General features: G+C 74.1%; 13 protein-coding genes. 11 read left to right on the top strand and 2 right to left on the bottom strand.

Annotated features, from left to right (window positions below):
• Positions 1-139 precede the first annotated feature (139 nt).
• From GRQ65_RS17030 to GRQ65_RS17010, 5 genes are all read left to right on the top strand, one after another.
• Positions 140-2353 carry a 3-hydroxyacyl-CoA dehydrogenase NAD-binding domain-containing protein gene (locus GRQ65_RS17030; protein WP_160879196.1) on the top strand — a complete coding sequence of 738 codons (2214 nt, stop codon included), beginning with the start codon at positions 140-142 and terminating at the stop codon, positions 2351-2353.
• Positions 2354-2549: 196 nt separating this feature from the next.
• The gene (locus GRQ65_RS17025) at positions 2550-3260 is read left to right on the top strand and encodes an ATP-binding cassette domain-containing protein (RefSeq protein ID WP_160879195.1); all 711 of its coding nucleotides are present in this window, start codon (positions 2550-2552) and stop codon (positions 3258-3260) included.
• The gene (locus GRQ65_RS17020) at positions 3235-4761 is read left to right on the top strand and encodes a hypothetical protein (protein ID WP_160879194.1); all 1527 of its coding nucleotides are present in this window, start codon (positions 3235-3237) and stop codon (positions 4759-4761) included. The genes GRQ65_RS17025 and GRQ65_RS17020 overlap by 26 nt, the downstream gene beginning before the upstream one ends.
• Positions 4762-4774: 13 nt before the next feature.
• Complete coding sequence (locus GRQ65_RS17015) at positions 4775-5401, top strand: histidine phosphatase family protein (RefSeq protein ID WP_160879193.1); 627 nt, start codon at positions 4775-4777, stop codon at positions 5399-5401.
• A gap of 11 nt (positions 5402-5412) precedes the next feature.
• Entirely contained in the window at positions 5413-6489 is a 1077-nt protein-coding gene (locus tag GRQ65_RS17010) for a VanZ family protein (protein WP_160879192.1), read from the top strand.
• Here the strand turns inward: GRQ65_RS17010 and GRQ65_RS17005 are convergent.
• Positions 6446-7192, bottom strand: coding sequence for an SDR family oxidoreductase (locus tag GRQ65_RS17005; RefSeq protein WP_337191813.1), 747 nt, complete (start codon positions 7190-7192; stop codon positions 6446-6448). The genes GRQ65_RS17010 and GRQ65_RS17005 overlap by 44 nt on opposite strands.
• A gap of 75 nt (positions 7193-7267) precedes the next feature.
• On the opposite strand from GRQ65_RS17005, the gene GRQ65_RS17000 reads away from it, so the two are divergent.
• The 5 genes from GRQ65_RS17000 to GRQ65_RS16980 are packed head-to-tail and all read left to right on the top strand — an operon-like array spanning position 7268 to position 11968.
• On the top strand, positions 7268-7864 hold the full coding sequence (locus GRQ65_RS17000; protein ID WP_160879190.1) for a helix-turn-helix transcriptional regulator: 597 nt from the start codon (positions 7268-7270) through the stop codon (positions 7862-7864).
• Positions 7861-8598, top strand: coding sequence for an ABC transporter ATP-binding protein (locus GRQ65_RS16995; protein WP_160879189.1), 738 nt, complete (start codon positions 7861-7863; stop codon positions 8596-8598). The genes GRQ65_RS17000 and GRQ65_RS16995 overlap by 4 nt, the downstream gene beginning before the upstream one ends.
• Positions 8595-11231, top strand: coding sequence for an FtsX-like permease family protein (locus tag GRQ65_RS22920; protein WP_160879188.1), 2637 nt, complete (start codon positions 8595-8597; stop codon positions 11229-11231). The genes GRQ65_RS16995 and GRQ65_RS22920 overlap by 4 nt, the downstream gene beginning before the upstream one ends.
• Before the next feature lie 49 nt (positions 11232-11280).
• Positions 11281-11523: a DUF2191 domain-containing protein gene (locus tag GRQ65_RS16985; RefSeq protein ID WP_160879187.1), complete on the top strand. Its 243-nt coding sequence runs from the start codon at positions 11281-11283 to the stop codon at positions 11521-11523.
• 10 nt (positions 11524-11533) lie between these two features.
• Positions 11534-11968 carry a TA system VapC family ribonuclease toxin gene (locus GRQ65_RS16980; RefSeq protein WP_160879186.1) on the top strand — a complete coding sequence of 145 codons (435 nt, stop codon included), beginning with the start codon at positions 11534-11536 and terminating at the stop codon, positions 11966-11968.
• A gap of 17 nt (positions 11969-11985) precedes the next feature.
• Here the strand turns inward: GRQ65_RS16980 and GRQ65_RS16975 are convergent, their stop codons facing one another.
• Positions 11986-12432 carry a MarR family winged helix-turn-helix transcriptional regulator gene (locus GRQ65_RS16975; RefSeq protein WP_160879185.1) on the bottom strand — a complete coding sequence of 149 codons (447 nt, stop codon included), beginning with the start codon at positions 12430-12432 and terminating at the stop codon, positions 11986-11988.
• A gap of 59 nt (positions 12433-12491) precedes the next feature.
• Here GRQ65_RS16975 and GRQ65_RS16970 point away from each other — a divergent pair, with 59 nt between their 5' ends.
• Complete coding sequence (locus GRQ65_RS16970) at positions 12492-12860, top strand: VOC family protein (RefSeq protein WP_160879184.1); 369 nt, start codon at positions 12492-12494, stop codon at positions 12858-12860.
• The last annotated feature ends 195 nt before the right edge of the window (positions 12861-13055 follow it).

Raw genomic sequence — 13055 nt, 5'->3', positions numbered from 1 at the left:
GCCTCGCTCCGCTCGGCGTGCTCGGCGCGCTGCTAGGCGTCGTCTTCCCTCCTCGCTCGCTCGCTGGCGCTCCCTCCGCTCGTCAGTCCAGACGACGCCGCGCGCCGAGCCTGCCCCTCGACTCAGACAGGAACCTCGCATGACCTCCAGCACCACCGAGACCCAGACCGCCGTCCGCTACGACAAGGACGCCGACGGCATCGTCACGCTGACCCTCGACGACCCGACGGCCAGCGCCAACACCATGAACGACCTGTACGTCGAGTCGATGGCGGCCGTCGTCGACCGGCTCCACTCCGAGCTCGAGGCCGACGGCGACAGCATCACGGGCGTCGTCGTGGCCAGCGCGAAGAAGACCTTCTTCGCCGGCGGCAACCTCAAGGGCATGGTCACCGCGACCCCGGCCGACGCGGGCGCGACGTTCGCGATGGTCGAGCGGATGAAGGCCTCGCTGCGTCGTCTGGAGAAGTTCCCCCGCCCGGTCGTCGCCGCGATCAACGGTGCTGCGCTCGGCGGTGGTCTCGAGATCGCGCTGGCCTGCAACCACCGCATCGCGTGGGACCACGCCGCGGTGCAGATCGGCCTGCCGGAGGCCTCCCTCGGGCTGCTGCCCGGGGGCGGCGGCGTGACCCGCACCGTGCGGATGCTCGGGCTGCAGTCCGCGCTGATGGACGTGCTGCTGCAGGGCCCGCGCTTCAAGCCCGCGCAGGCCAAGGACAAGGGTCTGGTCGACGAGCTCGTCGGCTCCCTCGACGAGCTGGTCCCCGCCGCCAAGGCGTGGATCCAGGCCAACCCCGAGGCCGCCCTCAACCCGTGGGACGCGCCCGGCTACAAGATGCCCGGCGGCAAGCCGACCTCGCCCGCGCTCGCGGCGTTCCTCCCGGCGTTCCCCGCGCTGCTGCGCAAGCAGCTCAAGGGCGCGAAGTACCCCGCCCAGGAGGCGATCCTGTCCGCGGCCGTCGAGGGCGCGCAGGTCGACTTCGACACGGCCTCGCGCATCGAGTCGCGCTACCTCACGCACCTGATCGTCAACCAGGGCTCGAAGAACATGATCCAGGCGTTCTTCTTCGACCTGCAGGCCATCAACTCCGGCTCGCTGCGCCCGCAGGGCATCGAGCCGTTCAAGGCCACCAAGGTCGGCGTGCTCGGCGCCGGGATGATGGGCGCCGGCATCGCCTACGTCTGCGCCCGCGCCGGCATGGAGGTCGTGCTCAAGGACGTCGCCGCCGACGCCGCCGAGCGCGGCAAGTCGTACTCCGAGAAGCTGCCCGACAAGGCGATCTCGCGGGGTCGCTCCACCGAGGAGAAGAAGGCCGAGCTGCTCGGCCGCATCACCGCGACCGCCGACGCGGCCGACCTGGCCGGGTGCGACCTCGTGATCGAGGCGGTCTTCGAGGACCCATCGCTCAAGCACAAGGTGTTCGCCGAGATCGCCGAGCACGTGAACCCCGACGCGCTGCTCTGCTCCAACACCAGCACCCTGCCGATCACCGAGCTCGCCGAGGGCGTCGACCGCCCCGCCGACTTCATCGGGCTGCACTTCTTCAGCCCCGTCGACAAGATGCCGCTCGTCGAGATCATCAAGGGCGAGAGGACCTCCGACGAGGCGCTCGCCAAGGCCTACGACGTCGTGCAGCAGATCAAGAAGACCCCGATCGTCGTCAACGACAGCCGCGGCTTCTACACCTCGCGCGTCATCGGCTTCATGGTCAACGAGGGCATGGCGATGCTCGCCGAGGGCGTCCACCCGTGGTCGATCGAGCGCGCCACCTCCCAGGCGGGCTACCCCGCCCCGGTGCTGCAGCTCTCCGACGAGCTCAACCTCGAGCTGATGGCCAAGATCGCCAAGGCCACCCGAGAAGCCGCGGGCCCGTCGTACGTCGAGCACCCGGGCTCCGCCGTCGTCGACCGGATGCTCGAGGCCGGTCGTGCCGGTCGCCTGCGCGGCGCCGGCTTCTACGACTACGACGAGTCGGGCAAGCGCGGCTCGCTGTGGTCGGGGCTCGGCGAGCTGTTCCCGGTCGCCGAGGAGCAGATCCCGCTGCGCGACATCAAGGACCGGATGCTCTTCGCCGAGGCCCTCGAGACCGCCAAGTGCTTCGAGGAGGGCGTCATCACATCGGCCGCCGCGGCCAACATCGGCTCGATCATGGGCATCGGCTTCCCGCCCAACACCGGCGGTGCCGCGCAGTTCATGACCGGCTACCAGGACCCGACCGACGCCTCCGCACCGATCGGCCTCCAGGCCTTCGTCGACCGCGCCGACGAGCTCGCCGCGGCCTACGGCGACCGCTTCACCCCCACCCCCTGGCTGCGCCAGCTCGCCGCCGAGGGCGGGTCGTTCCCGGCCTGAGGCTGTCGGGTCTTCCTTGACCCGGGCGGTAGTCACCGACGTTCGGTCGGTAGTCACCGACGTTTCGGGGCACTGAGACACCTCTCAGGCCCCGGAACGTCGGTGACTACCGCTCGCCCCCCACCCACCCCCCGCCCACCCCCGGGTTGACCCGTTCCCCAGCGCGACGAGGGGGGCTGCGGGGAGGATCGGGGGCGTGAGTGCCGGGCCCGTCGTCGACGTCCGCAGCCTGCACGTGCGCTTCGGCGAGGTCGAGGCGGTCGCGGGGGTCGACCTCGCGGCCTACGCCGGGCAGGCGACGGGGCTGCTGGGCCGCAACGGCGCCGGCAAGTCGACGACCATGCGCGTGCTGGCCGGTGTCGTGCCGCCGACGGCCGGCACGGTGGTGGTGGCGGGCCACGACGTGCGCACGCGCGCGCTCGAGGTGAAGCGGGCGGTCGGCTACTGCCCCGACGTCGGCGGCCTCGTGCCGCGGGCCACCCCCTGGGAGCACCTGCAGCTCGCCGCGCGGTTGCGCCGCCTGCGCGGCTGGGAGCCGCGGGCGCGCGACCTGCTCGAGCGCTTCGAGCTCGGCGACGTCGCCCACCGGGTCACCACCGGCTTCAGCCACGGCATGGGCCGCCGGCTCTCGGTGGTGCTCGCTGCGCTGCACGAGCCGGAGGTGCTGCTGCTCGACGAGCCGTTCGACGGCGTCGACCCGATCGGGGTCGAGGCGACGTTCGAGGTCATCAGCGACGCCCGGTCGCGGGGCGCCTGCGTGCTGGTCTCGACCCACCTGCGCGAGCTCGCCGTCGAGGTGTGCACCTCGGTGCTGGTGCTGCGCGGCGGCGCTCAGGTCGCCAGTGCCACGGCCCGTGAGATGGCCGGCGAGGAGGGCGCGCGTGCCTACCGCAGCCTCCTGGACTGAGCTGCGCCGCTCGGTCGACGACGTCGGCGCGCTGCTGGCCTTCCGTGCCTCCGCCGTACGCCGGCCGTCGGCGTTCCGCCTCGCGGCGCTCGCGTTCGTGGTGCTCACCGCCGCGGCCGCGACCCTGCCGGCGCTGCTGCCGGGCGCGGGCTCCGGCAGCGGCTACGCGCTCGACGCGCTGCTGCTGCTGCCCACCGCGATGCTGGGGCTGCTCGTGCTCGCCGTCGCCTCGGCGGTCGCCTCCGGAGGCGGACGCGAGCTGCTGGCCCGCGAGCACGCCGTCGCCTTCCCGGTCAGCCCGACCACCGACCACCTCGGCGCGCTCCTGCTCGCACCGCTCAACATCGCCTGGGTGCTGCAGACCTGGGTGCTGCTCGCCGCCGCGGCGTACGGCGTCCCGCGCGGTCAGCTCGCCCCCGCCCAGCTCGGGCTGCTGGTCTGGGTGGCGGTCGCGACCGCCGTCGGTCAGCTCGTGGCCTGGAGCGTCGAGGCGGTGCGGCGCACGCGCCACGGCGTCGCCGTCGTCCGGCTCGCCGGTGCCGTGGTCGCGCTCGCCGCGGTCGTGCTGCAGGTCAGCGGGCGGATCGGCACGCTGCTCGACGAGCTCGGGGCGACCCGCTGGCTCGTGGTGTCGTACGTCGACGGGTTCGGTCTGCGGTGGCTCGGCGCGATGGCGCTCGAGCTGACGCTCCTGGTCGCCGCGGTGGCCCTCGGAGCGCTGCCGGCGCACCTCGCGGCCCGGCGCGCGGCGCGCGACGAGCTGCGCGTCGAGAGCGGCCGGCACCCGGCGCGGCGGCTCCCGCGCACCGCCCTCGGCGTCCTCGTGCGCACCGACCGCGGCTCGGTCTGGCGGGCCGTGCCCATGCGGCGGGGCATTGCGGTGCTCGCGGTCGGGCCCGGCCTGGTCGCCCTGGCCGGCGACCTCGACTGGGCGCAGCTGACGATCCTGCCGGGGTTGGTCGCCTCGGGCGGGGCTCTGCTCTTCGGCGTCAACGCGTGGTGCCTCGACGAGCGCGGCGGGCTGTGGCGCGAGAGCCTGCCGGTGGGTGCGGGCACGGTGTTCGCGGCGCGCGCCTGGGTGCTGGCGGAGTTCCTGCTGATCGCCTCGGCGATCACCCTCGCGCTCGCCGCCCTGCGCGCCGGCGCCCCGGGACCCGCCGAGCTGACCGCCCTGCTGTGCACCTGGCTCGTCGTGGTGCTGCAGGTCGTCTCGGCGGCGATGCGGTGGAGCTGGAAGCGGCCGTTCGCCGTCGACCTGCGCTCGGCGCGCGCGACCCCCGCCCCACCGGTCGTGATGGTCGCCTGCTCGGTCGAGCTCGCCGTCGTCACCACGCTGACCGGCCTGGTCTTCTCCGGCCTCGCGCGGGTGCCGCACGCCGAGGTGTCGCTGCTGGTCGCCGCGCCTTTCGTGGTCTGGTCGCTGGTGCGGCTGCTGCACGCGCGTGACCGGTGGGTCGACCCCGTGGTCCGGGCCCGCGTCGTCACGACCGTCGCCGGATAGCCAGACTGACCCCGTGGGCATCCTCCTGCTGGTCCGGCACGGGCAGGCGTCGTTCGGCGCCGCCGACTACGACCGGCTCTCCGACCTCGGCCACGAGCAGGCGCGCACCCTCGGCGCCGCGCTCGCCGGGCTCGCCCCCGACGGCCTCACCCACGGGAGCCTGCGCCGCCAGGTCGCGACCGCCGCCTCGATGGCGGGGGCCGCCGGCTGGGACCTGACACCCGAGCTCGAGCCCGGCTGGGACGAGTTCGACCACCTCGCCGTGCTCGCGGCGTACGGCGAGGACCCGGCGGGACTCGACCGCCGCGCGTTCCAGGAGCTCTTCGAGCGCGCCACCGCCCACTGGCAGCAGAGCTCGCCCGACTGGCCGGCGTTCCTGGAGCGCACCCGCACCGCGCTCGAGGCCGTCGCCGCCCGCGGCGGCACCCAGGTCGTCGTCACCTCCGGTGGCGTCGTCGGCGCGGTCGGCGCCGCCCTGCTCGGCACCCCGCCCGAGGCCGTGCCCGCCGTCTGGCAGCGGCTCAACGCGGTCGTCGTCAACACCTCCGTCACCCGCGTCATCGTCGGCTCCACCGGCACCCGGCTCCTCACCTTCAACGAGCACGAGCACCTCGCCCGGGCCCAGGTCACCTACCGCTAGGTTGCGAGGCTGTGAGCGACCAGGCGACCAACGCACTGGTCGCGACCGCGCTCGGCCTGGTGCTGGCGGTGCTGCTGCTGATCCCGACGGCGGCGGTGCAGTACCGCCTCGACGGGCGCCTCGGCCCTCGCGACCTGGCGGTGCTGGTCGGCGCGGCGGTCTACGCCTTCGCGATCTGGACCTACACGCTGCTGCCCCTGCCCGCCGAGGACAGCTACACCTGCCTCGGGGCGCAGACGCGGCTGTTCGGCACGATCGGCGAGATCCGGCTGCCGCCGGGCGGCGGCCCGCTGGCGCTGCTGCGTGACCCGGCGCTGCTGCAGGTCGTGCTCAACGTGCTGCTCTTCGTGCCGCTCGGGTGGTTCGTGCGGGTGGTCGCCCGGCGCGGGGTCGTCGTCGCGACCGTCGGCGGAGCGGCGGTCTCGCTGCTGGTCGAGCTGACCCAGCGCACCGGCGTCTGGGGGCTCTACGACTGCGCCTACCGCCTCTTCGACGTCGACGACCTGCTCGTCAACACGCTCGGCGCGACGATCGGGTCGCTGCTCTCGCTCCTCGTCGTACGCCGCCGCCGCGGTGCGGTCGTCCTGCCGACCGCGGTGACGCTGGGACGCCGGCTCGTGGCGATGGTCTGCGACGTGGTGTTCGTCGCGCTCGCGGGCGCGGCGGCCGTACTGGCCTGGCGCGGTTACGAGCTCTACGTCCGCGAGGTGCCCGTCGACCGCGGCGTTCAGGCCGCGCTGCAGTGGGGCGTGCCGCTCGGGCTCGAGGCGCTCCTGGTGCTGACCCGCGGGGTCACCGTCGGCGAGCTCACCGCCGACCTGCGCACCGTCGCCCGTCGTCCGGCGCTCGTGCTGCCCGGCCGCGTGGTCAAGCTCGTGACCGGGGTCGGGTCGCTGGGCCTGCTCGCCGTGCCGCCGTACGGCGTGGCGGTGCTGGCCGCGTGGGCCGTGGTGAGCGTGCTGGTGGCCTGGCGCAGCCGCGGGCACCGCGGGCTGGCCAACGCCCTCGGTGGGCTCGACCTCGAGGTGGACGTCGAGCGGGGCGTCAGACGAGGCGCCGCAGGATCCCCAGCGGGGCGTGACGCATGACCGGCGCCAGCACCGACCACGGCAGGGCCGGCACGCACGCCTCGGGCCTGCGCTTCTCGATCGCCTCGACCATCGCCCGCACGCCGTCCTCGGTGGACGCCATGAACCGCACCTGCTGAGCCACCTGCTCGTTCATCTCCGAGGCGATGTAGCCGCAGTGCAGGACGGTCACGTCGATGGGGGAGTGCAGCAGCTCGCTGCGCAGCCCCTCGCCGAGGTGGGAGAGCGCGGCCTTGGAGGCGGCGTAGACGGTCATCGACTTCGGCATCCCGCGCAGCGCCGACATCGACGAGACGAGCACGAGGTGGCCCGCGCCCTGGTCGCGGAAGACCTCCATCGCCGCCTCGGTCTGGCAGAGCGCGGCCACGACGTTGGTCATCGCGGTCTCGCGGTTGGCGTCGTAGCGCCCGGTGCCGATCGGCGCCCCCTTGCCGAGCCCGGCGTTGACCACGACGCGGTCGAGGCCGCCGAGGTCGTCGCGGAACCCGCGGACCACCTCGAAGACCTGGTCGTCGTCGGTCACGTCCAGCGCCCGCACCTCGACGCGCACCCCGGGGTGGGCGGTGCCGATCTCGTCGCGCAGCTCCTCGAGCCGCTCGACGCGGCGCGCGCAGAGCGCGAGGTCGTGGCCGAGGGCGGCGAACTGGCGGGCCATCTCGGCGCCCAGGCCGCCGCTCGCACCGGTGATGAGGGTGGTGGTCACCCGCCCGACCCTACCCAGCGGTAATCGAGCAGCGCGGGTGGATACCCGGTATGCATACCTGGTATACATCTGCCCGTGACGGTCAAGAACGCGCTGCTGGCGCTGCTCGAGCAGGGTCCGATGTACGGCTACCAGCTGCGCACGGAGTTCGAACGACGCACCGGGGCGACCTGGCCGCTCAACGTCGGGCAGGTCTACACGACGCTGACCCGTCTGGAGCGCGACGGCCTCGTCGCGGAGGACGGCGCCGACACCGAGGGGCACGTCGTCTACCGCGTCACCGACGCCGGTCGCGACGAGGTCGCCGCGTGGTTCACCACGCCGGTCGCGCGCACCCAGCCGCCCCGCGACGAGCTCGCGATCAAGCTGGCGCTGGCGGTCACCGTGCCCGGCGTCGACGTCGGCAGCGTCATCCAGCAGCAGCGCAGCGCCACGATGGCCGCCCTGCAGGACTACACCCGCCTCAAGCGCCGCGGCCCGGACCCGGCGTCGACGCAGGAGCCCCACGACCTGGCCTGGAGCCTGGTGCTCGACTCCCTGGTCTTCGCCGCCGAGGCCGAGGTGCGCTGGCTCGACCACTGCGAGACCCGGCTGCGGCGCGCCCAGCTCGAGCGCCCCGCCCCGTCCCCGGCCGCGTCCCCCGCCACGGCCAGCGAGGAGACCGTCCGATGAGCGGCCCGGCGAGCAGTCCCGTCCTGGAGCTGCGCGACGTGACCCGGGTCCACGGCGAGGGGGAGGCGGCGGTGCAGGCGCTGCGCGGGGTCTCGTTCGCGGCGTACGCCGGCGAGCTGGTCGCGGTCATGGGCCCGTCGGGCTCCGGCAAGTCGACGCTGCTCACCCTCGCCGGCGGGCTAGACACCCCGACCTCGGGCGTGGTCAGCGTCGAGGGCGTCGACCTCGCCGGGGCCGGCGCCGTCGGCCGGGCGCGGATGCGGCGCACCTCGCTCGGCTACGTCTTCCAGGACTTCAACCTCATCCCGGCCCTCACCGCGGCCGAGAACGTCGCCCTCCCGCTCGAGCTCGACGGGCGCAGCGGCCGCGAGGCGCGTGCGCTGGCGCGCGAGGCGCTGGCCGAGGTCGGCATCACCGAGCTGGCCGACCGCTTCCCCGACCACATGTCCGGCGGGCAGCAGCAGCGGGTCGCGATCGCCCGTGCGGTGGTCGGCGAGCGACGGCTGGTGCTCGCCGACGAGCCGACCGGCGCGCTCGACACCGAGACCGGCGAGGACGTCCTGCGGTTGCTGCGGGCCCGCTGCGACGCGGGTGCGGCGGGGGTGATGGTGACCCACGAGGCGCGCCACGCCGCCTGGGCCGACCGGGTCGTCTTCCTGCGCGACGGCGTGGTCGTCGACGAGACCGGCGCCGACCACGTGGAGTCGCTCGCCGACGCCACGGCCCAGCGGTGAGCAGGCTCCTGACGGCGTGGCGGCTCCCGCTGCGCCTGGCGCGGCGCGACGCGATGCGCCACCGCGCCCGGGCGCTGCTCGTCGTCGCGATGATCGCGCTGCCGGTGCTGGCGGTCACGACGGCCGACGTGCTCATCCAGACCGCCACGGTGTCCGGCCCCGAGTCGGTCGACCGGCGGATGGGGGCGAGCCAGGCGCTCGTCAGCGTCAGCGCCGAGACCAACCCGCTGCAGCAGGCCCCGGACCCCGACGTCGGCTACCCGGTCTTCAGCGGTGACACGACCCTGACCGCGCCCTCCGCCGAGCAGGTCTCGTCGCTGCTCGACGGGGCGCGGCTGGTCGAGCTGCGCCGCACCGTGGGCCAGGTCGTGACCGAGGCCGGGCGGGTGGGGGCCCAGGCCCTCGAGGTGGACCTCGCGGACCCGGTGGCGGACGGGCTCGTCCGCCTCACCTCGGGTCGTCTGCCGCGCTCCGACGGTGAGGTCGTGGTCAACGATGCTCTCGTCGCCGACGGGTTCCGCGTCGGCGACCGGTTGGGCTTCGAGGTGGGCTCCGAGGTGGCCGGTGGCGCCACCGAACCGGTCGTCGTCGGGACCGCCGAGTCCACGACGTACCGCGACCTGCCGTTCGTGGCGGGACCTCTCGGTTCGCTCGGCCTCGACTCGGACGAGCAGACGCAGTGGCTCGTCGACGGCGGTCCGGTGACCTGGCCGAGCGTGCAGCGGCTCAACGAGCTCGGCGCCCTCGTCGCATCGCGCGCGGTCATCGAGGACCCGCCGCCCGCCTCCGAGCAGTACGCCGAGGTGCGGGCCCAGAGCGGGACCGACGAGGGGTTGCTCCCGGTGCTCGCGCTCATCACCGTGATGGTGCTCCTGGAGGTCGTCCTCCTCGCCGGGCCGGCCTTCGCGGTCGGTGCCCGCGCGCAGCAGCGCAGCCTCGCGCTGATGGTCGCCTCCGGCGGCACGCCGGCGCAGTCGCGGCGGGTCGTGCTCGCGGGCGCGGTCGTGCTCGGTGGGACCGGCGCCGTCGTCGGCGTGCTCCTCGGTCTCGGTCTCGCCCGGCTGCTCCAGCCGGTCCTCCAGGGCTTCTCGCAGACGTGGTTCGGCCCGTTCGACGTGCCCTGGCTGCACCTGCTCGCCGTGGCGGCGTTCGGCCTGCTCAGCGCCTTCCTCGCCGCGGCCGTGCCGGCGGTGCTGGCCTCGCGCCAGGACGTCGTGGCCGTCCTCGCCGGTCGCCGCGGTGACGCGCCGGCCTCGCGCCGCTCCCCGGTGCTGGGCGCGGTGCTGCTCGCGGCCGGCATCGGCGCCTCGGCGTACGGCGCGCTGCAGCCCTCGGGCGGCGAGCTCGCCATCGCCTTCGGCGCGATCCCCGCCGTGCTCGGGATGATCCTGCTGGTCCCGGCCGTGCTGTCCCTGGTCGCCCGCGGCGCCGGACGGCTGCCGCTGACCCTGCGCTACGCCGTGCGCGACGCGCACCGGCACCGCACCCGCACCGTGCCGGCCGTGGCGGCGGTCGCGGCGACGGTCGCGGGGGTCGTCGCGCTCGGCATCGGCCTCTCCTCCGACCAGCGCGAGGCCGAGGAGACCTACGTCTCCTCCGTCGCCGACGGGGTCGGGGTCGTGCGGGCGTACGAGCAGCCCGCGCGCTGGGACGCGCTGCGCGGCGCCGTCGAGCGGGAGGCTCCTGGCGTCCAGGTCGTCGTGCAGCAGGGCCTCACGGACTCCGACGGTGGCTACACCTCAGTGCAGCGACCCGAGGGGGCCGGGTTCATCAGCGCGGGCTCTGCGCTGGGCTCGATGGTCCTCGTCTCCGACGGTCCGCTGCCCCCTGGCCTCGTCGGGCTGTCCGACGCAGACGCCCGCCGTGCCGAGCAGGCGCTCGGCGACGGCCGGTCGGTGGTGTTCACCGGCCCGGGCGTCCGGGTCGACGACGGCGAGGCGACCGTGGTCCGCAGCACCTTCGACGAGCAGACCGGCCAGGACCAGACCCTCGCCCGCGTGACCCTGCCTGCGACGTACCTCCCGCTGAGCGACCCCTACGACGGCCCGTCCGCGATCCTCACCCCGGCCGCCGCCGCCGAGCTCGGCCAGGAGCCTTCGGTCGTCTCGCTCCTGGTGACCGGCGGGCTCGACGGCGACCAGGAGGACACCGTGCAGGAGGCGCTGAAGGGGGTCGACCCCAGCGCGAGCATCTACGTCGAGCGCGGGTTCCAGCCCGAGTCCGACGCCCTGATCGCCCAGCTGGTGCTCCTGGGTCTGGGCGGGGTGCTGATGCTCGGCGGCACGCTGACCGCGACGTTCCTCGCCCTCTCCGACGCCCGGCCGGACCTCGCCACGCTCGCCGCGGTCGGTGCGTCGCCGCGCACGCGTCGCGGCGTCGCGGCGGCGTACGCCCTGGTCGTCGGCGGGATCGGCTCCGTGCTCGGCGCGCTCGTGGGTTCGATCCCCGGCGTCGCCGTCACCTGGCCGCTGACCTCCAGCCCGGGCTTCGGTGGAGGAGGTCCGACCGGGCCGTTCCTCGACGTGCCGTGGCTGATGCTGCTCGCCCTGGTCGTGGCGCTGCCGGTCCTGACCGCGCTCGTCGTGGGTGCGAGCGCCCGGTCCCGTCTGCCGCTGGTGTCGCGCCTCGACTGACCCCGGCAGCAGAGTACGGGAGTACGGGTCGGTTGGTACGGTGACCCAGGTGAAGACGACGATCGAGCTGCCGGACGAGCTGGTGCGCGAGGTGAAGCAGCTCGCGGCCGAGAGCGGGGCGACGATGCGCGACGTCGTGGTCGAGGGACTGCGCCGCGAGCTGCGGCGCCGTCGCGAGGCCGGTGCGGCACGACCTGACTTCGTCTTCCGCACCGTCGGTGGTGACGGCATCTCGCCGGACGTCGACGCGAGCGACGTGCTCCGGCACGCCTACGACCTGCCGGCGCTGTGAGGTCGCTGGGGTGATCGCTGTCGACACCAACGTCCTCGTCCAGGCCCACCGCGAGGACGCGTCGCACCACGCGGCGGCAGCGGCGGCGTTGGCGCGGCTGGGTGCCGGCTCCGACGGCTGGGCCGTCCCGTGGCCGTGCGTCCACGAGTTCCTCGCCGTGGTGACGCATCCCCGCGTCTACCGCCCGCCGAGCTCCGTGGCCGATGCCGTCGGTGCGATCGAGGACCTCGCCGGCACGAGCGACGTGGTCTTCCTGGGCGAGACCGCTGACCACCTGGCCCGGCTCGGGTCGCTGCTCACGGCGAGTGGTGTCGTCGGCCCCCGGGTGCACGATGCCCGGATCGCTGCGATCTGCCTCGGCCACGGCGTCGACGAGCTCTGGACCGCGGATCGCGACTTCAGCTACTTCCCGGCCCTCCGCACCCGCAATCCGCTGGTGTCCTGACCTCGCCGTACCGAGCGTCAGGCGTCGCTGGCCAGCGCGGCGGTGAAGTTGCGCAGCACGCGGCGCGCCTCGTCCTGCTCGCCCTCGTCGAGGCCCGACAGCATGCGCTGCTCGACCCGGCGTACGGCGGCACTCGCCTCGGCGAGCCGCTCGCGGCCCAGCGGCGTGAGGCTCACGGGCAGCACGCGGCCGACCGGGGCCTCGTCGGGGCGGGTGACCGACCCGTCCTCCTGGAGCGCACGGAGCAGGACGTTCATCGACTGGCGCGTCACGAAGGTCCCGCGCGCGAGCTCGGAGTTGGACAGCCCCGGGCGCTGGGCCAGCAGCTCCAGGCAGGAGTAGTGCGTCACGGTCATGCCGAGCGGTCGCAGCACCTCCTCCATCGAGGTCCGCAGGGCGGTCGCCGCCTGCTTGAGCAGGTAGCCGATCGAGGTCGGGAGGTCGACGCGCTCCGCTTGACTCATGTCAGGAGTCTGACATAGTTGTCGGTGTCAGATAACTGACATCAACCCAGGAGGCAACCATGTTCGTCACCGGCCCCGACTTCGTCTCGCTCCAGACCCGCGACCTCGAGCGCGCCGCGGAGTTCTACACCCGCTACCTCGGCCTGGCCCGTTCTCAGGCCGGCCCCCCGCACGCCGTCGTCTTCGAGACCCGGCCGATCGCCTTCGCGCTGCGCGACCTCGTGGCCGGCACCGACTTGGACGCCGCGCCCCAGCCCGGCGTCGGTGCGGCCATCTGGATGCACTCCACCGACGTCCAGGCCATCCACGACGCCCTGGCCGCCGACGGTCACACCGTCGTCACCGAGCCCTTCGACGGGCCGTTCGGCCGTACCTTCACCTTCGCCGACCTCGACGGCTACCACGTCACGCTGCACGACCGGGCGTGAGCTCGGCGTGGTCGGGACGTCGACAGTCGAACTTCCGGGTCACCCGGTGACCCCGAAAGTTGCACTGTCGACGGACCCGTCGGGCCGGAGACCGTCTGTGCAACTTCCTGGTCATCAGGTGACTGGAAGGTTGCACTGATGGCCGGCGGCCGTGGTCGCCGCGGCCCGGAGATCGACAGTCGAACTTTCGGGCCA

It is taken from the genome of Nocardioides flavescens, assembly GCF_009823805.1.
In the GTDB taxonomy this organism is placed as follows: Bacteria; Actinomycetota; Actinomycetes; order Propionibacteriales; family Nocardioidaceae; genus Nocardioides; species Nocardioides flavescens.
Note: the sequence above shows the minus strand (reverse complement) of the source record. Positions and strands in the feature narration are given on the sequence as shown.

Excerpts from the sequence above, each read along its gene's own strand:
- GRQ65_RS17030 (WP_160879196.1), top strand. The coding sequence starts at position 140 with ATGACCTCCAGCACCACCGAGACCCAGACCGCCGTCCGCTACGACAAG.
- GRQ65_RS16995 (WP_160879189.1), top strand. The coding sequence starts at position 7,861 with ATGAGCGGCCCGGCGAGCAGTCCCGTCCTGGAGCTGCGCGACGTGACC.
- GRQ65_RS16975 (WP_160879185.1), bottom strand. The coding sequence starts at position 12,432 with ATGAGTCAAGCGGAGCGCGTCGACCTCCCGACCTCGATCGGCTACCTG.
- GRQ65_RS16970 (WP_160879184.1), top strand. The coding sequence starts at position 12,492 with ATGTTCGTCACCGGCCCCGACTTCGTCTCGCTCCAGACCCGCGACCTC.